This window comes from Kitasatospora sp. NPDC101183 (assembly GCF_044767945.1).
Classification (GTDB): Bacteria; Actinomycetota; Actinomycetes; order Streptomycetales; family Streptomycetaceae; genus Kitasatospora.
The window spans coordinates 105,647-123,542 of the sequence record NZ_JBIWOW010000006.1 but is presented as its reverse complement, the minus strand read 5'-3'; the positions used below and the strand labels follow the sequence as shown (position 1 = coordinate 123,542).

General features: G+C 73.1%; 17 protein-coding genes. 11 read left to right on the top strand and 6 right to left on the bottom strand.

Annotated features, from left to right (window positions below; translation table 11 throughout):
• The gene (locus ACIRRS_RS09775; RefSeq protein WP_402967288.1) at positions 1–1,248 is read right to left on the bottom strand and encodes a styrene monooxygenase/indole monooxygenase family protein; all 1,248 of its coding nucleotides are present in this window, start codon (positions 1,246–1,248) and stop codon (positions 1–3) included.
• 265 nt (positions 1,249–1,513) lie between these two features.
• Positions 1,514–2,164: a helix-turn-helix domain-containing protein gene (locus tag ACIRRS_RS09770; protein ID WP_402967285.1), complete on the bottom strand. Its 651-nt coding sequence runs from the start codon at positions 2,162–2,164 to the stop codon at positions 1,514–1,516.
• Between the two features lie 270 nt (positions 2,165–2,434).
• On the opposite strand from ACIRRS_RS09770, the gene ACIRRS_RS09765 reads away from it, so the two are divergent.
• A complete protein-coding gene (locus ACIRRS_RS09765) occupies positions 2,435–3,295 on the top strand; it encodes an NAD(P)H-binding protein (protein ID WP_402967282.1) in 861 nt (286 codons plus the stop codon).
• 14 nt (positions 3,296–3,309) lie between these two features.
• On the opposite strand, the gene ACIRRS_RS09760 is transcribed toward ACIRRS_RS09765, so the two are convergent.
• Positions 3,310–4,152 carry a helix-turn-helix domain-containing protein gene (locus ACIRRS_RS09760; RefSeq protein WP_402967280.1) on the bottom strand — a complete coding sequence of 281 codons (843 nt, stop codon included), beginning with the start codon at positions 4,150–4,152 and terminating at the stop codon, positions 3,310–3,312.
• A 252-nt stretch (positions 4,153–4,404) separates the two neighbouring features.
• Between ACIRRS_RS09760 and ACIRRS_RS09755 the strand changes: the two genes are divergently transcribed.
• The 4 genes from ACIRRS_RS09755 to ACIRRS_RS09740 all read left to right on the top strand — a co-directional run bounded on the left by ACIRRS_RS09755 (position 4,405) and on the right by ACIRRS_RS09740 (position 7,633).
• Positions 4,405–4,614: a hypothetical protein gene (locus ACIRRS_RS09755; protein WP_402967277.1), complete on the top strand. Its 210-nt coding sequence runs from the start codon at positions 4,405–4,407 to the stop codon at positions 4,612–4,614.
• A gap of 251 nt (positions 4,615–4,865) precedes the next feature.
• The gene (locus ACIRRS_RS09750) at positions 4,866–5,057 is read left to right on the top strand and encodes a hypothetical protein (protein ID WP_402967274.1); all 192 of its coding nucleotides are present in this window, start codon (positions 4,866–4,868) and stop codon (positions 5,055–5,057) included.
• Between the two features lie 281 nt (positions 5,058–5,338).
• Entirely contained in the window at positions 5,339–6,139 is an 801-nt protein-coding gene (locus ACIRRS_RS09745; RefSeq protein WP_402967271.1) for a slipin family protein, read from the top strand.
• A gap of 129 nt (positions 6,140–6,268) precedes the next feature.
• Positions 6,269–7,633, top strand: a complete 1,365-nt coding sequence (locus ACIRRS_RS09740) for an FAD-dependent oxidoreductase (protein WP_402967268.1) — start codon at positions 6,269–6,271, stop codon at positions 7,631–7,633.
• 51 nt (positions 7,634–7,684) lie between these two features.
• Here ACIRRS_RS09740 and ACIRRS_RS09735 read toward each other — a convergent pair whose 3' ends face one another.
• Positions 7,685–8,326, bottom strand: coding sequence for a TetR/AcrR family transcriptional regulator (locus ACIRRS_RS09735; protein WP_402967265.1), 642 nt, complete (start codon positions 8,324–8,326; stop codon positions 7,685–7,687).
• A gap of 204 nt (positions 8,327–8,530) precedes the next feature.
• Between ACIRRS_RS09735 and ACIRRS_RS09730 the strand changes: the two genes are divergently transcribed.
• The gene (locus ACIRRS_RS09730; RefSeq protein ID WP_402967262.1) at positions 8,531–8,755 is read left to right on the top strand and encodes a hypothetical protein; all 225 of its coding nucleotides are present in this window, start codon (positions 8,531–8,533) and stop codon (positions 8,753–8,755) included.
• Positions 8,756–8,787: 32 nt separating this feature from the next.
• On the opposite strand, the gene ACIRRS_RS09725 is transcribed toward ACIRRS_RS09730, so the two are convergent.
• Positions 8,788–9,360 (bottom strand): TetR/AcrR family transcriptional regulator, encoded by a 573-nt coding sequence (locus tag ACIRRS_RS09725; RefSeq protein ID WP_402967259.1) that lies wholly within the window; start codon positions 9,358–9,360, stop codon positions 8,788–8,790.
• Positions 9,361–9,460: 100 nt separating this feature from the next.
• Between ACIRRS_RS09725 and ACIRRS_RS09720 the strand changes: the two genes are divergently transcribed.
• Complete coding sequence (locus ACIRRS_RS09720; RefSeq protein ID WP_402967256.1) at positions 9,461–9,946, top strand: FBP domain-containing protein; 486 nt, start codon at positions 9,461–9,463, stop codon at positions 9,944–9,946.
• Between the two features lie 111 nt (positions 9,947–10,057).
• On the opposite strand, the gene ACIRRS_RS09715 is transcribed toward ACIRRS_RS09720, so the two are convergent.
• Positions 10,058–13,402 carry an SdrD B-like domain-containing protein gene (locus ACIRRS_RS09715; protein ID WP_402967253.1) on the bottom strand — a complete coding sequence of 1,115 codons (3,345 nt, stop codon included), beginning with the start codon at positions 13,400–13,402 and terminating at the stop codon, positions 10,058–10,060.
• Between the two features lie 284 nt (positions 13,403–13,686).
• Between ACIRRS_RS09715 and ACIRRS_RS09710 the strand changes: the two genes are divergently transcribed.
• The 4 genes from ACIRRS_RS09710 (at position 13,687) to ACIRRS_RS09695 (ending at position 17,816) form a co-directional block, all read left to right on the top strand.
• Positions 13,687–15,219, top strand: a complete 1,533-nt coding sequence (locus ACIRRS_RS09710; protein ID WP_402967250.1) for an MFS transporter — start codon at positions 13,687–13,689, stop codon at positions 15,217–15,219.
• A 97-nt stretch (positions 15,220–15,316) separates the two neighbouring features.
• Complete coding sequence (locus tag ACIRRS_RS09705; protein ID WP_402967247.1) at positions 15,317–15,706, top strand: SCO5389 family protein; 390 nt, start codon at positions 15,317–15,319, stop codon at positions 15,704–15,706.
• A gap of 219 nt (positions 15,707–15,925) precedes the next feature.
• Positions 15,926–16,963: an LLM class flavin-dependent oxidoreductase gene (locus tag ACIRRS_RS09700; RefSeq protein ID WP_402967244.1), complete on the top strand. Its 1,038-nt coding sequence runs from the start codon at positions 15,926–15,928 to the stop codon at positions 16,961–16,963.
• A 127-nt stretch (positions 16,964–17,090) separates the two neighbouring features.
• Positions 17,091–17,816, top strand: a complete 726-nt coding sequence (locus ACIRRS_RS09695; protein WP_402967241.1) for a hypothetical protein — start codon at positions 17,091–17,093, stop codon at positions 17,814–17,816.
• Positions 17,817–17,896: the final 80 nt, after the last annotated feature.

Here is a 17,896-nt window from a genome sequence, read left to right as displayed (position 1 = left end):
TCACACCCGCGCGCACACGGCGGCCAGGAAGTCCTCCGCGCCCTGCGGGTCGAGGAGCCACTCGCCGAGGTCGGAGGGGTCGTCGAAGGCGTTGGCGAAGCGGTCGGCGACGGCCGGGACGCGGGCGCCCGCCTCCAGGATCCGCAGGACGTGCGGGGGCGGCGGGGCGAGCATGGCGTTGGTCCAGGCCGTGGAGGCGCCGACGGCGGTGTCCCAGAACCGGTCGAAGGCGGCCTGCATGAAGTCCCGGTCGAAGGGCTTGCCCCCGTGGGCGAGGATCGCCTCCAGGTAGACGGCCGCGCACTTCGCGGCGTTGTTGGAGCCCTGGCCGGTGACGGGGTCGTTGGTGACGACCACGTCCGCCACGCCCAGCACCGCGCCCCCGCCCGGCAGTTCGCCCACCGGCCGCCGGACCACCGGGGCGAACCGGCCGGTCAGGGTGGCGCCCGCGTCGGTGAGCTCGACCCCGGCCCGGGCCCGCTCGTACTCCCAGGGGACGTGGGCGCGCATCAACTCCAGTGTCACCCGCAGGTGTTCGGACGGGCTGCGCAGCCCGTCGAAGGCGTCCGCCGGCCCGCCGGGCAGGGCCTCCCAGAACAGGATGTCGCACGGGCCGTCGGCGGTCAGGCCCGGCAGCGCGAAGAAGTCCCCGACCCCGGGCACCAGGTTGCAGTTCGCGGCCTTCACCTCCTGCCCGGCCCGCGGGCCGAGGCCGTGCACGTAGGCGGCGGCCAGCGCGCGCTGCGGCCGGTCGTACGGGCAGCGCTCCTCGTCCCGCTCGAACAGCGAGCCGAGGCCCCCCTTCCCGGTGGCGACCAGCACCAGCTCGTACGAGCCCGCCAGGTGCGCCACGTCAGCGGCGCCGACCGGCTGGACGATGACGCGGCCGCCCCGGTCGGAGAAGGTCTCCAGCCAGGCGGGCATCTTGAGGCGCTGGTCGACGGACTGGGCGGGGCTGCGCAGCCTCCCCAGCCACTCGATCGCCGGCGTGCCGCTCCCGTCCGGCCCGGCGACGGTCACCCCGACGCCCCGGATCTGCGGCGCCTCCTCCGACCAGAAGTCCAGCCCCAGGGCCCGTTCCGTGCGCATCGCCGTGCCGAACATGCACTGGGTGGAGAGCACCCGGCCCCTGCGGACGGCCTCGGGGGAACGGTCGGTCATCACGGTGACGTCGTAGCCGTGGTGCTGGAGTCCGAGGGCCAGATGGAGCCCGGCCTGCCCGGCTCCGACGATCAGAATCCTGCGCATCGTTCCCGCTTTCCTGAGTAGTCCGCCTACGGTTCGCCCGGGCGGGCCCGCGTGCCAGTGGACTGGATACCAGCCCGGCCCCACCGCGTCCACGGAACCGCCTTGTCTCCCGGCGCGCGCCCGCGATCCCGCGCCGGTCACCGGCCCGGACGCGCCGCCGTCCGACGCCGGAGCGGTCGGGACCCGGACGGACGAACAGCGCGACGTGCCGTCGTCCCGCCGCCCCCTGGCCGCACCACCCGACCCCCACCCCCGACGCCCCGCCTCAGCCCGTGACCAGCCGCCGCCCGCTGATCTCCTCGGGCCGCACCCGCACCCACCGCGGGCGGTCCCCGCCCGCCCAGGGCGCGGCGCCGGTCAGCCCGGCCAGGCGCTCCAGCTCCGCCGGCTCGTCCACGTAGTGGGCGGAGCCGAGGGCGAGGACGCTCCAGCCTCGCCCCTGCCGTTCGTCGATGTGGTCGACCTGGAAGGCCAGGTCCGCGCCCTCGGCCGGGGCCGCCGCCTCCCCGTCGCCGGTCCGGTACGCGAAACTCCCCTCGTCCACCACGTAGTTGACCGGCAGGACGACCGGCCCCGGGTGCACCGCCAGCGCGACCCGCCCGATCCCGTGCGTGCCGACCAGCTCCCAGCACTCGGCCTCGGCGAGATCGAGCAGGCGCGGTCGCGGGCCGGGCGCGGACTGCCCGGGCGGGGCGTCCTCGCAGCCGTTGAGCAGCTCGTCCCGGCTCAGGCCGAGCGCGGCGGCGATCCTCAGGAAGCCGCCGGGGTCGAACTCGGGCCCGGCCTGCACGAGATGGTCGAGGTAGCGCGGGGCCATCGCCGCGCGGCGGGCCAAGGAATCGTCGCTCAGGCCGAGTTGGCGGCAGCGGTCGCCGATGCGGCGGGCCAGGTCGGCGTGATCGGGGGTGTCGTTCACGGTGGCGGCTCCTCGCCTTGCCGGGGTGCCCCGGATGCACACGGACGGTGACCGGGCCGCTCCCCATCCAAGCGCCCGGCCCACGACAAGTCGAGGACTGGGCGGGCGCCGTGTCGCGTCGAGGTCGGGCACGAACCGGCCCCTCCACCGGCGGGCCCTCCGTGACCGCCCTTGATCCACTACGAACAGGCTGCGATCATCCGCCTGACGCCTCATCACACCGGCGCCACCGAGGAAGCACCGAGCAGGACCAACGGGGAGGAACACATCGTGATCGTCGTGACGGGCGCCACGGGCACGGTCGGCGCCGAGGTCGTCCGGGGGCTGCGCGAGCGCGGCGCGGCCGTACGGGCGGTGGTGCGCCCCGGCTCGAAGGGCCGCCCCGAGTGGGGCGACGCCGTCGAGCGGGCCGAGGCCGACTTCGCGGACGCGGCCTCGCTGGACGCCGCCCTCGCCGGGGCGGAGGCGGTCTACCTGCTGGTCGCCGTGCACCCGGACATGGCCGCCCACGAGCGCAACGTGATCGACGCGGCGGCCCGCTCCGGCCACCGCCCCCGCGTCGTCCTGCACGCCGCCGCCGGCGTCGACCGCCGCCCCGAGGGCGTGCGCTTCATCGGCGCGCACACCGCCGGGCTGGACCACCTGCGGGCCTCGGGCCTGCCGTGGACCGTCCTCGCGCCCAACGGCTTCCACCAGAACTTCCTGGGCATGGCGCAGGCCGTCCGCTCCGGCACCCTGGCCGTGCCGGGCGGCGCCGGCGCGGTCTCGTACGTCGACGCCCGGGACGTCGCGGAGGCGGCCGTCGAGGTGCTCGTCGGCGAGGGCCACGAGGGCGCCGTGTACACCCTCACCGGCCCGGAGTCCCTCACCCACGGCGAGCTGGCCGAGCGCCTCGCCGCCGTCGCGGGCCGCCCGGTGGCGTACACGGCCGTCGAGCCCGCCCAGGCCCTGGCCGGGATGCTCGCGGCGGGCCGGCAGCCCTGGCGGGCGGAGGGCCTGACCGAGCTGTACGGGTACTACGCGGCCGGGAACGCCGCCGAGGTCGGCCCGGACACGGCCCGGCTGACGGGCCACCCGCCGCGCTCCTTCGCGGAGTTCGCCGCCGAGCACGCGGAGGACTTCCGCGCCTGAACCCTGACTGCCCGTCAGTCACCGGCCGGCGCGACCGAGCGCGCCAGCCGGTGCAGGGCCCGCTCGGAGTCGGAGCCCGGCACGGCGGTGTACACCGCGATCACCAGGTCCGGATGGTCCGCCACGGTCAGCGCCGACGCCGACAGCCACAGCGGCACGCCCGCCCGGGCGCAGACCAGCTGCAGGGTGGCGTGGCTCTGCTCGTGCACCAGGTGCTCGTCCCAGAGCCGCCTGAACAGCGGGCTGTGCTCCCGCAGTTCGCGGATCTCCCCGGCGAGCGCCTCGTCGCGCGGCCAGCGGCCGGCCTCGCTGCGCAGCAGTCCGACGGTGCCCCGCGCCTTGCCCTCCCAGTCGGCGTAGAGCCCGGGCACGCGCGGGTCGGTGAACACCAGCCGCCCGACCGTCCGCTCCTCGGGCCACAGCCGCCCGAAGTCGAGGAAGACGGCGGCGGCGAGCCGGTTCCAGGCGAGGATCGCCCCGCCCCGGCCGAGCAGGTAGGCAGGCGTGACGGCCATCGAGTCCAGCACCGACTGCAGCCCCCGCCACCGCTCCGGCGGGAGGCCGGCCCCGCCGTCCTCCTCGGTGGGCCGGGCGAGGCTGCGCAGGTAGCGGCGCTCGCCCGGGCTCAGCCGCAGGGCGTCGGAGACGGCGTCGAGCACGGTGTCGGAGACGCAGGAGGCGCGGCCCCGCTCCAGCCGGGTGTAGTGCTCCACGCTCATCGCCGCGAGTCCGGCGACCTCCTCCCGCCGCAGGCCGCTGACCTTGCGGAGTCCGTGCACGGGGAGCCCGACCTGGTCGGGCCGCAGCCTGGCGCGCCGGGACATCAGGAAGTCACGGAGGGCTTCGACTTGATCCATGCCCTTGATTGTTTCCGTACCGTCAACGCCGGTCCATACGCCCCGAGAAGGACCGCCCGTCATCTCCAGGTCACATCCTGACCTCCCTGACACTCCGTCATCAGGATGATGCTCGGTCTGTCGCCCCCGATCTGAGGACGTCGGGGGCGGCACACGCACCCCTGCATTCAACTGCCGTTCCCGGCAGTGCTGTTCACCCATCCGCCGGCCGCGCCACCGCGCGGCCGGCCCTACAGAGAGGAGGGCCTGTCCATGGCCACCACCACCACCCGCCCCGGCAGGCGGCGCGCGGCCGTCGCGCTCGCCGGACTGATCGCGTTCACCGGCCTCGGCCTCGCGACGGCGTCGACCGCCTCGGCGGAGTCGTTCGCCAAGAAGTGCTACGTCGAGGTCTACTACAACGGCACCTGGCACAAGGTCCAGGTCAAGTGCGAGCCCGTCCCGCCGCTGGCGCCGCGCTGACACGTCCGACCCCGCTGAGACACCCTCGACGGCCCGTGCCCCCGTACGGGCCGTCGCCCGTTTCCCGGACGATCACGCCGACCCGCTCCGCTGCCAGGTCACACCGCGACCTCCCTGACGCCGCGTCAGCTGCGCCAGGCTCGTGCCGCCGCCCCCGCCCGGGGACGGCAGGAGCGGCGGCGCGCTCCTTGCACGAAGACGGCCGGCCCCGCTCCCGGCAGGGCCGGCCCCTCACGAAGGGGACCGACTCCATGGCCACCAGCACCACCACACTCACCCGCGGCAAGCGGCGCGCGGCCGTCGCGCTCGCCGGACTGATCGCCTTCACCGGCCTCGGCCTCGCGACGGCGACCACCGCCTCGGCGACCGGCTTCTCGAAGAAGTGCTACGCCGAGTTCTACTACGAGGGCGCCTGGCACAAGATCCAGGTCAAGTGCGGCTAGGCCCCCGGGGCGACCTCGCAGGACCCGGCACGGCCTCGCACGACCGGACAGCAGCCTGACAGCGGCCTGACACCCCGTCGACGGCCCGTTCACCCCCGTACGGGCCGTCGACCGCTTCCCCGCCGCGCGAGTGCCCCGTACGTACTCCGCAAGAGCCGCGCAAAAGCCCTGTCCCACCCGCCCGACCGCGCGCATACTGTGCTCCGCGGCTCGCCGCCCGCGCGACAGGGCCACTCCGGACCCGGCCGGGCCGCGCCGCGTACGGGGGAGGCCGAACGACCGTGGCAGCGCTCGTGATCGTCGTCGTGCTGGTGCTGTTCCTGCTCGCCACCGGGGTGAAGGTGGTGCAGCAGTACGAACGGGGTGTGGTGTTCCGCCTCGGCCGGGTGCGCGGGCAGGTCCGCGAACCCGGGATCACCCTGCTGATACCGGTGATCGACAGGATGCGCAAGGTGAACGTCCAGGTCGTCACCATGCCGGTGCCCGCCCAGGAGGGCATCACCAAGGACAACGTCTCGGTGAGCGTCGACGCGGTGCTCTACTTCCGCGTGAGCGACCCGATCCGGGCCACCGTGGACGTGCAGAACTACGGCTTCGCGATGCTCCAGGTCGCCCAGACCTCGCTGCGCTCCATCATCGGCAAGAGCGAGCTGGACGATCTGCTCTCCGGCCGCGAGAACCTCCACCAGGGCCTGGAGGTCATGCTGGAGAGCCCGGCCACCGGCTGGGGCGTGCACATCGACCGGGTGGAGATCAAGGACGTCAGCCTGCCGGTCTCGATGAAGCGCTCGATGGCCCGCCAGGCCGAGGCCGACCGCGAGCGCCGGGCCCGGATCATCACCGCGGACGGCGAGTTCCAGGCCGCCTCCAAGCTCGCCGAGGCGGCGGCGACGATGGCCGAGACCCCGGCGGCGATGCAACTGCGCCTGCTCCAGACCATCGTGGAGGTCGCGGCGGAGAACAACTCGACGCTGGTCCTGCCGTTCCCGGTGGAACTGCTGCGCTTCTTCGAGACCGCGGCGGCCCGCGTCACGGAGGCCGCCCCGCCCGAGGACAGGAGCACCGACTGGCCCCGCCCGTAAAGCCCTCACCCCATAGGCCGTCTCTATGAGCCCATAGACCGGCGCCGACTACACCCCCGCCCGTCCTCCGGGTTTGCTGCGCAGGTATAGTCCATTACCCGTTGCGCCAGCCCGGAGGACAGGTTCACCATGCACCGCCCGATCAGGGTCGCGATCGTCGGAGCCGGCCCCGCCGGCATCTACGCCGCCGACGCCCTGCTGAAGTCCGACGCCGCCCAGAACCCCGGGGTCTCGATCGACCTCTTCGAGCGGATGCCCGCCCCCTTCGGCCTGATCCGCTACGGCGTGGCGCCCGACCACCCCCGGATCAAGGGCATCGTGACCGCCCTGCACCAGGTGCTCGAGAAGCCCCAGGTCCGCCTCTTCGGCAACGTCGACTACCCGACCGACCTCGCCCTGGACGACCTCCACCGCTTCTACGACGCCGTGGTATTCTCCACCGGCGCGATGGCCGACCGCTCCCTGCGCATACCCGGCATCGAGCTGGACGGCTCCTACGGCGCCGCCGACTTCGTCTCCTGGTACGACGGCCACCCGGACGTGCCGCGCACCTGGCCGCTGGAGGCCGAGAAGGTCGCCGTCCTCGGCGTCGGCAACGTCGCCCTGGACGTGGCCCGCGTGCTCGCCAAGACCGCCGACGAGCTGCTCCCCACCGAGATCCCGCCGAACGTCCACGAGGGCCTCAAGGCCAACCGCGCCGTCGAGGTCCACGTCTTCGGCCGCCGCGGCCCCGCGCAGGCCAAGTTCAGCCCGATGGAGCTGCGCGAGCTGGACCACTCGCCGAACATCGAGGTCATCGTCAACCCCGAGGACATCGAGTACGACGACGGCTCGATCGCCGAGCGCCGCTCGGTCAAGCACGTCGACCTCGTCGCCTCGACCATCGAGAACTGGGCTATACGCGACGTCGGCGACCGCCCGCACCGCGTCTACCTGCACTTCTTCGAGTCCCCGACCGAGGTGCTCGGCGAGGACGGCAAGGTCGTCGGCCTGCGCACGGAGCGCACCGAGCTGGACGGCACCGGCAACGTGCGCGGCACCGGCCGCTTCACCGACTGGGACGTCCAGTCCGTCTACCGCGCGGTCGGCTACTACTCGGACGAGCTGCCGAAGCTCCCCTTCGACGCCGTCTCCGGCACCGTCCCGCACGAGGCCGGCCGCGTCCTGGACGGCGACGGCTCGCACCGCGCCGCGACGTACGTCACCGGCTGGATCAAGCGCGGCCCGGTCGGCCTGATCGGCCACACCAAGGGCGACGCCAACGAGACGGTCGCCTGCCTGCTCGACGACCACGCGCAGGGCCGCCTGCCCGGCGCCGTCGACGCGGACCCGGCCGCCGTCGAGGAGCACCTGCGCGCCCAGGGCGTGCGCTTCACCACCTGGGACGGCTGGAAGCAGCTCGACGCCCACGAGAAGGCGCTGGGCGCGGCCGAGGACCGCGAGCGCGTCAAGGTCGTCGAGCGCGAGGACATGCTGCGCCACAGCGGCGCCTGATCACCGCCGGCAGCGCGAAGGGGCCCGGTTCCACGGAACCGGGCCCCTTCGTCAACTCCCCTGCCCCGCCGACGGGTTGGGCCGGACGACGGGCAGTAGCACCTCGTCCACGATGGCCTGCGGGTCGACGCGCTCCGCGTCCCCGCCGCACATCTTGATCCGGTACAGCATCAGCGCCGGCACCAGGTCGGTGACCAGCGGCGTCACCGCGCCCGGCCGCACCTCGCCGCGCGCGACGCCGCGCTCCAGCACCTCGCCGATCATCGCGGTGGTCGGCTCCACGACCCGCTCCAGCACGATCTCCAGGAAGGCGTGCGCCCGCCGCTGGTCCAGCTCGCCCATCAGCACGCGCACGGCGGTGCCCACCTCGCTGAACATCGCGGCGCGCAGCCTGGTCACCACCTCCAGGAGGTCGCCGCGCAGCGCACCGGTGTCCGGGGTCGGCCCGGCGGGCGGGACGCTGGCGCGCAGCGCGTCGCGCACCAGCTCCTCCTTGCTCGACCAGCGGCGGTACAGGGCCGCCTTGCCGGTCTGCGCGGCGGAGGCGACGCCCTCCATGGTCATCCGGGCGTAGCCGTCGGTGGTGAGCTGCTGGAGGACCGCCTCGTGGATGGCGTTCTCCAGCGCCTCGCCGCGCCGCCGCAGCGGGGTCGTCGGCGCCGCCGCGCGCACGGTGCCGGTCTCTGCGGTCATGCTCCGTACCTTCCTCGGGTCCTGCCTCGTCGCCCTCTCCCCCGGCCCGCTCCCCCGGGCACTGTCGATGTTAGTGAACGAACTCGTACCCTCCCAGTCACGTTCGCTCCCGGCCGCCATCCCACCGGGTCCGGTCCGGTGGCCGCCCGGAGCGGGGCGGGTTTGCATGGAGTGGCCCCGCCCCAGTGATCCGGAGGTCGAGCCGTGTACGAGATGTGGGCCGAGCACGACCCGGCGGTGTCCCCGCCGGCCGTGGTGTGGCACGTGGTGGCCAAGGACGACGCGTCCTCCTCCCTGTGCGGGCGGTTCCTGGAGCCGTCCCAGCGGGTGATGCCGAGCCTGGACGCCCCCGCCCCGGAGACCCCCGACCGCTACTGCGATCCCTGCCTGCTCACCGTCCGCACGGCGATCGCGGCGGCCGCCCGCTGACGCTCCCCGGGTGCGCGTCAGCCGGGCGCGCGTCAGCCGGGTGACGGCCAGGAGCGCAGCAGGGAGTCGAGGGCGTCGAGGATGCGCTCCCAGGACTCGTCGGTGCTGCGCGGGGTGTGGGCGAAGCCGCCGCAGCGCTCCAGCGCGACGTACCCGTGGAAGGTGCCGCCGAGCAGGCGGACGGCGTCGGTCTCGGCGGGTTCGCCGAGGTCGTAGCCGCGCAGGAGGGCCCTGGTCATCTGCCCGTGCCGCACGAGGGCGCTGGACCACGCGACCTCGGGCTCGAACGGGAACTGTGCGGCGGCGTAGCGGCCGGGGTGCTCGCGGGCGTAGTCGCGGTAGGCGCCGGCGAAGGCGGCCAGGGCATCGCGCCCGGCTCGGCCGGCGATGTCGGCGGCGACGCGGTCGGCGAGCTCCTCCAGGGAGAGCAGGGCGATCCGGACCTTGAGGTCCTGCGAGTTCTTGACGTGGGAGTACAGGCTCGCGTCCTTGACGCCCAGGCGGCGGGCGAGGCCCGAGACGGTGACCTTGTCGAAGCCGACCTCGTCGGCCAGGTCCGCCCCGGCGCGGGTGACGCGTTCCGTGTTCAGTCCTGCGCGTGCCATGCCGTCCTTTGTCGCTCGTCGATCGCCGTCGATCACCCTCGATCGCCTAGGGCAAATATACATTTGCCTAAGACCTCTAGGTAATTTACCTTTCCGTCCCATGAAGCCGTTGACCGACAAAGAGATCCGCGCCGCCTTCGTGAACTGCAGCAAGGGCGAGGCCTCCCGCCTGAACACCCCCCGCAACCTGACCGAACTCCCCTGGGAGGACTTGGACTTCCTCGGCTGGCGAGACCCCCAGGCCCCTGATCGCGCCTACCTGGCCGGCGAGCTCGGCGGCAGGCTCGTCGCCGTCGTCCTGCGCTCCACCTCCGCCGCCTCCTGGCAGGCCCGCCGCAGCATCTGCTCCCTCTGCGTGACCCCCCAGACCGGGAACGTCGCCCTGCTGGTCGCCCCGCGCGCCGGCCAGGCGGGCAAGCAGGGCAACTCGGTGGGCGCCTACATGTGCGCCGACCTCGCCTGCTCGCTCTACATCCGGGGCAAGAAGGAGTACGGCACCCGCATCCACGAGTCGCTGACCGAGGAGGAGCGGATCGAGCGCCTGCTCGGCAACCTCGCCGAGTTCGTCGGCAAGGTCACGGCGTAGCGGCCCCGGCCGTGGTCCGGAGCGTGGCCGGCGCCGGGGAACGACCGGTGGCGCCGCTCGGGGAGCGGCGCCACCGGTCGTTCTCTCGCTGTTCTGTTGTTCAGCTGGTCATCAGCTGTGGCGTCCCGGTCGGCGGTAGGCCATCACGCAGATGATCAGACCACCGAAGACCGCCAGGGCACCGAAGGCCAGGAGCAGCGGGCCGTTGGTGCTGCTGCCGGTGCTGGGCAGGGACGGGCTGGTCGAGCCGGACGGGACGCCCGGCGTCGTGCTCGGGCTGGTCGGCGGGCTGACCGTGCCGCTCGGCGAGGTCGACCCGGAGGGGGAGGACGACGGCGAGGTGGAGGGCGACGGGGAGCTGCTCGGGCTCGGCGACGGCGAGGAGCTGGGGCTCGGGCTCGGGGAGGAGCTCGGGCTGGGGCTCGGCGACGGAGAGGGCGACGGGGACGGGCTCGGCGAGGGAGACGGGGACGGGGACGGGGACGGCGAGGTGTTCGGCAGGATCACGCCCATGTCGAGGTCCAGGTACCGCTGCCCCCCGCTCAGGGTGACGCTCTGCGTGATCCCGGTGGTCGGGTCCGCGTCCGAGTCCTTCGTCGGGTCGGTTCCCGCGTGCTGCTTGGTGACGGTCGCGCCCTTGGGCAGCGTCGACAGGTCGAACTGCACCTGGTACGTCCCGTCCGGCAGGTTGTCGAACAGGTAGTGCCCGGTGGCGTCCGTCACCGTGGTGACGGGCTTGCCGTCCTTGTCGCGCACGGGCTGCCCGTTGCCGTCCAGCAGCTTGACGGTGACGCCGGAGATGCCGGTGTCACCGGGCTTCTGGACGCCGGACTCGTCCTTGTCCCACCAGACGAAGTCGCCGAGCGCGTTGTTCGACGGCGCCGTCCGCTTGACCGCCACGCCGACCTTGGCCGGCTCGGCCGGCAGCAGCTGCCGGCCCTCGTTGTCGGTGGCGGTGTAGGCGAAGCTGTTCCACGCGTACTCGCCCTCGGGGGCGTCGTACGAGGCGACCATCGGCCAGGTGAGGGTGAAGGACGCGCCGGAGGCGATGGTGCCGGGCCGGTGGATGCGGAACCAGGTCGCCATGCCCGGGCCGGGGAAGGCGGCGGCCCAGACGGCGCCGCTGTTGCAGCCCGTGCGGTCGACGACCACCGTCTCGACGCAGGGGTTGGGGTCGGTGGTGTACTCGATCAGCACGGTCGGGTCGCTGCTGGTGATCGGCTGGCTGAGCGAGGGCGTCCAGGCGCTGCCGCGCGCCGCGCCCTGGGTGAGGACGTAGTTGTCGCCCGGGGTGGGCAGCTTGTCGTAGGCGATGAAGTCGGTGACCGGGTCCGGCGAGTCGTTGCGGACGGTCATCCGCCAGGAGGTCTGGCCGCCGGGGGTGGCGGTGCCGATGGTGACGTAGTCGGCGTCGAGGTCGCCCTTGACCTCCTTGTACGAGCGCAGCACGGCGGGCGCGTCCACGCGGATCTTGGAGGAGGCGTGGCACATCAGCTCGGTGGTGTCGCCGTTGCCGTTGAGGTCGAGCACGTCCGGGGTGCTGCCGCTGTCGGAGCCGGAGAACATGCAGGACACCGGGGCGTTGGGCTTGTCGACGGTGACGTAGATGTCGTTGGTCAGCTCACCGGTGCGGATGCTGCTGGCGACCTGGACGTCGAAGAGCATCCGGTAGGCCAGCTGGTCGTGCAGGTACGTCATGTCCGGCGCGCCGGCGGGCCATTCCATCCGGAGGATCTGGCGCCCGTCCGGGCCGGGGGTGACGGTGATGGAGCTCGGGGCCTTGGCGTCCGGGTAGTTCGGGTCCGGGCGGGCGGAGCCGTCGATGTAGACGACGCCGGCCGGGAGCACGTCGTAGAGGACGAGCGGGCGGTCGAGGTCGCGGGCGCTGCGGTTGTACGGGATGACCTGGAAGGTGGCCTTGCCGCCGGGGGCGGAGAGTTCACCGGCGACGGTGGTCTTGGCGGCGCCGAGGTTGGTGGCCTGGGTGATGGTGGTGGAGGCGCAGGCGTTGGCGGAGGCGCTGTTGGTGCCGTCGCTCGCGGTGGTGTCCACGCAGTTCGTCAGCGGGGCCGGGGCCTGGCGCCCGTCGTGGCCGGGGGTGGCGACCTGGGTGACCACCTGGACGGCGTTGCCGGGGCTCCAGCCGGTGGGGATGGGCCCGTTCCAGGTGAACCTGAGCCCGTCGAGCCAGCGCCCGGCGGGGATGCCGAGGTCGTCGTTCGCCGGGTCGCTCGCGCCCTGCACGAAGGTGATGCGGCGCGCGCCGGAGCCGTTGAACGGGCTGGAGGGGGTGAAGGTCTGCCAGGTGGGGTCGCCGTTGAGGCGGTACTGCAGGGTGAGCTGGATGCTGGTCGGGTTCCACGGCTCCAGCTGGATCGACTGCGGGTAGATCCAGTTGTAGACGCCGTCCGTGCTCCCGGCCCCCGGGTCGGTGATCGTCAGGCTGGTGGCCGGCCCGGAGGTGTTGGTGGCCGACAGGCTGAAGGAGTTGAGGTCGCCGTTGGTGGTGGTCTCGCGCCACACCTTGCTGGCGGTGACCACCACGCCGCTCGCCGGCGGACGGAACTGACCGGTGGTGGTGGAGGCGCTGTCGAGCTTGCGCTCGGTCTCGGTCAGCGGGGCGCCGAGGAGGTCGACGTTGTTGTCGGAGGTCGTCCCGTCCGGGAAGGAGGCCTCGGGGTAGTTGACGACCAGCACGCCGGGGTTGCGGCAGCCACCGCGCCCGTTGCCGGAGGTGAAGGCCCCGATGTCGTAGCCCCAGGTGTTGGGCCCGGGGGCCACCTGGGACCAGCCGGGTGAGCGGCCGGTGTCGACGACGGCGCCGGCCGGGAGGGTGTCCAGGAGGCGGCTGGTGTCCAGGTCGACGTTGGGCACGTTGTCGGTGGCACAGGTGCTGAACTGGTAGGTGACGGTGCGTCCGTCGCTGCTGGAGGTCTGGATGCCCTTGGTCACCGTGTACTGCGGCTGCACGGCGGCCTTGGTGTCGGCGCTGGACGACTGCGTGGGCTCGTTGGTGGCCGACATGGTCGCCGAGTTGGTCGAGGTCGCGCCGTTGGAGGTGGAGAAGTTCGGGTACTTCATCGTCACCGTGATGGTGGCGGTGGTGCCCGGGCTGAGGCTCTTGAGCTTGATGTCCATCGCGCCGCCCATCGCCCCGGCGGCCGGCGTGGTCGAGGCGGCCTCGTCCACGGTGGAGGGGTCGGGCGTCCAGCCGACGAACTGCATGTTCGACGGGAGGGTGTCGAGGATCTGGCCGTTGGTGCACTCGGTGATCGAGCAGGTGTAACGCAGGGTGTAGGTGACGTTCTCCCCCGGAGAAGCGGTCGCCTTGTCCACGGTCTTGGTGAAGGAGATCGCGGCTTGTGCCGGTGGCGCCAGCACGCTGCTGCTCAGCAGCGAACCCGCCACCAGGGCCATGACCGAGGCGATCCTCCCGGTCCGGAATCGAAGTCTCATACCCCGGAGTTCATCCGATCGGGCATCAGACGCCCGTGCGACTCCAGCGCGTCAGATGATCTTTCACCCTTTTGGCGCAGTTTCACCCGTTACGTCCGCCCTCCATTCCCACGATCGGCACGCACGAATCACTCTCCGTAACCCATCCCGAGGAATGCCCGAATGCGCACCCTTGCCCGTAATGAACGGTTGTGTTCCCTATGCCCCGGGGCTACCGTCGGTGGTGTCGGACGAGTCCGCTCGCCCTCCCCGTCGTTCGCACCCGAGCCACTGGGGGACCAGCCATGGCCACCTCGCGCGCCCTGGCCACCGCCGCACCCGCGACCGCGCGCCGCGGCCAGCACCCAGGGATAGCCCTCACCGTCATCGCGGCCACCCAGCTGATGGTCGTCCTCGACATCACGATCGTGAACATCGCCCTGCCGCACATCCAGCAGGCGCTGAAGTTCAACACCACCGACCTGTCCTGGGTCATCAACGCCTACACCCTCACCTTCGGCGGGCTGCTGCTGCTCGGCGGCCGGGCCGGCGACATCCTCGGCCGGCGGCGGGTCTTCATCGTCGGCGTCCTCGTCTTCAGCACGGCCTCGCTGCTCGGCGGCGCGGCCCAGTCCTCCGCCTGGCTGCTCGCGGCCCGCTCGCTCCAGGGCCTCGGCGGCGCGATCGCCTCGCCGACGGCGCTGGCGCTGATCGCCACCAACTTCGAGGAGGGCCCGCCGCGCAACCGGGCCTTCGGCGTCTACTCCGCCGTCGCCGGCGCGGGCGGCGCGGTGGGGCTGCTGCTCGGCGGGATGCTCACCTCCTGGCTGTCCTGGCGGTGGGTGCTCTTCGTCAACGTGCCGATCGGCCTGGCCATCGCCCTGCTCGCGCCGCTCTACATCAACGAGTCCGAACGCCACCCCGGGCGCTTCGACCTCACCGGCGCCTTCACCGCGACGGCGGGCATGGTCTCGCTGGTGTACGGGTTCATCCGCGCCTCCGACCACGGCTGGACGGACCCCGTCACCCTGCTCTCCTTCGGCCTGGCCGTCGTCCTGCTCGCGGCCTTCCTGCTGAACGAGCGGCGGGCGCCGCAGCCGATCACCCCGCTGCACCTCTTCCGCGACCGCAACCGCTCCGGCGCGTACGGGCTGATGCTCTGCGTGGCGGCGGCGATGTTCAGCATCTTCTTCTTCGTGACCCTGTTCGTGCAGGACGTCCTGGGGTTCAGCCCGCTGCGCGCGGGCTTCGCCTTCCTGCCGATCAGCGTGGCGATCATCGCGGCCGCGCAGTTCGCGGCGCGCAACCAGATCCGCTTCGGGGCCAAGCCCTTCCTGATGGCGGGCTCGCTGCTGGTGTTCGGCGGGGTGCTGTGGTCGACGCGGATCGACGCCCACACGAGCTACGCGGGCGGGATCCTCGGGCCGACGCTGATGTTCGGCTTCGGCATGGGCTCGATCTTCGTCCCGGCGATGCTGACCGCCGTCTCCCACGTGGCCCCGCACGAGGCGGGCGCCGCCACCGGCATGCTCAACACCACGCAACAGGTCGGCGGGTCGCTCGGGCTGTCGATCCTCGTCACCGTGTACGGGACGGCGAGCCGCAACGAGGCCCGGCAGCAGGTCGGCGCGTTCCTGCGGCAGGCGACCCCGCAGCAGGCGGCCGCCTTCCGGGCGAGCGGGCGGCTCCCGGCGCCGTACTCCACGGAGGTGCTGGTCCACGGCATCGCGAGCGCCTTCCAGATGGGGCTGGTGTTCGCGGCCCTCGCCGTGCTGATCGCCGCGTTCGTCGTCAAGGTGCGCCGGCCTGCGGCGACACCCCCCGGCGGTGGCGCTTGACAGGGCGTCAGAGCGCCCGGCAGAGTCCTTCTTGCAATGGTTTTCATCTTCGATAACCAGGGCCTTCACCCGCACGCCCGTCTGAAAGAGGACCTCCATGTCGCTCGACGTCTCCCCCGCCCTCCTCGCCCAGGCCCAGGAAGGGCGGGTCGCCCAGGCCGACTTCATCGACACCGTCCGCGGCTCGCTCCCGTACGCCTACCAGGTCGTCGCCGGGCTCAGCACCGAACTCGCGGCCGCCGAGGGCGAGTTCGCCACCGACAACACCACGCCCAGCGACGAGGAGCGCGCCCAGCTGCTGCGCGCCCTGGCCAGCAACGCGATCCGGGGCAGCCTGGAGGACCACTTCGGGGTGAAGCTCGCCTTCGTCAACTGCCACCGCGTCGGCGCCTTCCGGCCGGGCTCCGAGGGCAGCGAGGCGTACCTGGAGTTCACCTCGCTGCACAACCAGATCCGCAACCAGAGCCCTGAGCTGCGCAGCTGCTGAGACCGCCCGCGTGAGCGCCGGCCCGCCCGCAGGCCCCCGTCCCAGGGCCCCGGGCGGGCCCCGGCGTGAAACGGCGTGAACCGGGATTGCGCCGTGTTGCGCGCCCGTGTCCGGATCGCGTGCCGATCTTGTGGCGGCGCCGCGCGTCTGCGTACGTTCGACGGGCACCCCCGGCCCGGACGCCACCGGGCCCGCCCCACACCACGCGGAGCCGCCACCATGCCGTCGACCCCCCGCCCGCTGCGCCAGCTCGGCTTCCTCACCATCGGGCTCTTCGACGAGGCCGACCCGCGCCGGGGCCACGAGGAGACCCTCGACCTCATCGCGCTCGGGGAGGACCTCGGCTTCGACAGCGCCTGGCTGCGCCACCGCCACCTCCAGTACGGGATCTCCTCGCCCGTCGCCGTGCTGGCCGCCGCCACCCAGCGCACCAGCCGCATCCGGCTCGGCACCGCCGTCACCCCGCTCGGCTGGGAGAACCCTCTGCGGCTGGCCGAGGACCTCGCCACCGTGGACCTGCTCTCCGGCGGGCGGCTCAACCCCGGGTTCAGCGTCGGCCCGCCCGTCCACTGGGAGCAGGTGCGCGGCGCCCTCTACCCCGACACCGGCGAGCACGAGGACTTCTCGCCGGCCCGCGCCGAGCGCTTCCTCGCGCTGGTGCGCGGCGAGGACGCCTCCGCGTTCGAGGGAACCGAGGGCATCGAGGACTACTCGCGGCGCGTCCAGCCGCACTCCCCCGGGCTCGCCGAGCGGCTCTGGTACGGCGCGGGCAGCCTGCGCTCGGCGCGCTGGGCGGGCGAGCAGGGGATCAACCTGCTCACCAGCAGCGTCGTCAAGGCCGAACAGGCCGGGCGGGCGGCCGACTTCGCCGAGATCCAGGCCGAGCAGATCCACGCCTTCCGCAGCCGCCACCCGCTGGGCGAGCGGGCCCGGGTCTCACAGGGGCTGGTGGTCATCCCCACCGACTCCGCCACGGCCGAGCAGCGCGCCCGCTACGAGGCGTACGCGCTCTCGCGCACCCCGCGCACGCTCGCCCCGCAGGGGCCCGCCCGGCTGCTGTTCGCGCCGGACCTCGTCGGCACCACCGAGCAGCTGGTGGAGCGGCTGCACGCGCACGCGGGCTTCCGGGAGGTGGACGAGGTCGCGTTCGCGCTGCCGTTCACCTTCGGGCGCGAGGACTACGTGCAGATCCTCACCGACCTGGCCACCCGGCTCGGGCCTGCGCTGGGCTGGCGCCCGGGCTCCGACCTGGGCTGATTCGGCCGAGGAGAGGGGCCGTCAACTGCCCGACGATCTCCTGGCGTTCGTGTGCAACCGGGCGCCCGCCGGCTGCGTCCACCCGGGTACGAACAGCCGAACGGCTGTGCCACCGGGGGGACCTTTCATGACGATCAACGACGCCGTACCCGCGCCGCCGGGCACCGCGCTGACACCCTGCCCGTCCTGCGGGCTCACCGACCACGTCCGCGGCGTGCCGGCGGTGCACCTCGCCGAGCGGCGGACCGTCACCGTCCGGGCGCGGGGCGAGCGGGGCCGGTCGGGGCACACGGAGACCCGCGAGGAGGTCTCGGCACTCGGCAAGGCACTGGCGCCCGCACCGCCGAAGGCGAGCGCCCTCGTCCCGGTGTTCTCGCTGCTGGGATTCGCGGCTCTGGTCGCGGCGGTCGTCATGTTCGTCGTGGGGCTCAACCAGCGCAAGAACGCCGACTCGGCGAAGCTGGACATGTCGCCGCCGGCGTGGGCCACCAAGGGCCCGTCGTGGCCTTTCCCCGACCACCTGCCCGACGCCCCCGCGCCCCACGTCACCCACGTCGCCGAGCGGCAGGACGGCTTCGACCCGCTGCCCCTCTCGTTCCTGGTTCTCGGCGTCGCGATCGCGCTGGTGACCACGGCCGTCCTGCTCTACCGCTCCCGCAGCCGCCTCCTGCGCGCCGGGCAGCCGCAGGCCGAGCGGCTCTGGCGGCAGGCCTGGTACTGCGACCGCTGCGGGAGCGTGCACTTCTCCCCCGCCGCCGGCCAGGGCGCGGGCGCCCTCGACCTGCAGACGTTCCGCATGGCCGTCTGGTCGGCGGGCGGGTACGGCGAACTCGCCGACCGCTACCGGGTGTAGCGGCGGCGTCCGGCCCCGCCCCGCGCGTTCGGGGCGGGGGTCCGGCGGATTCGTCACGGAGTGTTCAGTGGAGGTCCACC

Bases quoted from the DNA above. Each gene is read 5' to 3' on its own strand.
- ACIRRS_RS09710 (WP_402967250.1), top strand. From the start codon at position 13,687: ATGGCCACCTCGCGCGCCCTGGCCACCGCCGCACCCGCGACCGCGCGC.
- ACIRRS_RS09715 (WP_402967253.1), bottom strand. From the start codon at position 13,402: ATGAGACTTCGATTCCGGACCGGGAGGATCGCCTCGGTCATGGCCCTG.
- ACIRRS_RS09760 (WP_402967280.1), bottom strand. From the start codon at position 4,152: ATGGATCAAGTCGAAGCCCTCCGTGACTTCCTGATGTCCCGGCGCGCC.
- ACIRRS_RS09735 (WP_402967265.1), bottom strand. From the start codon at position 8,326: ATGACCGCAGAGACCGGCACCGTGCGCGCGGCGGCGCCGACGACCCCG.
- ACIRRS_RS09695 (WP_402967241.1), top strand. From the start codon at position 17,091: ATGACGATCAACGACGCCGTACCCGCGCCGCCGGGCACCGCGCTGACA.
- ACIRRS_RS09720 (WP_402967256.1), top strand. From the start codon at position 9,461: ATGAAGCCGTTGACCGACAAAGAGATCCGCGCCGCCTTCGTGAACTGC.
- ACIRRS_RS09700 (WP_402967244.1), top strand. From the start codon at position 15,926: ATGCCGTCGACCCCCCGCCCGCTGCGCCAGCTCGGCTTCCTCACCATC.
- ACIRRS_RS09755 (WP_402967277.1), top strand. From the start codon at position 4,405: ATGGCCACCACCACCACCCGCCCCGGCAGGCGGCGCGCGGCCGTCGCG.
- ACIRRS_RS09750 (WP_402967274.1), top strand. From the start codon at position 4,866: ATGGCCACCAGCACCACCACACTCACCCGCGGCAAGCGGCGCGCGGCC.
- ACIRRS_RS09740 (WP_402967268.1), top strand. From the start codon at position 6,269: ATGCACCGCCCGATCAGGGTCGCGATCGTCGGAGCCGGCCCCGCCGGC.
- ACIRRS_RS09705 (WP_402967247.1), top strand. From the start codon at position 15,317: ATGTCGCTCGACGTCTCCCCCGCCCTCCTCGCCCAGGCCCAGGAAGGG.
- ACIRRS_RS09725 (WP_402967259.1), bottom strand. From the start codon at position 9,360: ATGGCACGCGCAGGACTGAACACGGAACGCGTCACCCGCGCCGGGGCG.
- ACIRRS_RS09775 (WP_402967288.1), bottom strand. From the start codon at position 1,248: ATGCGCAGGATTCTGATCGTCGGAGCCGGGCAGGCCGGGCTCCATCTG.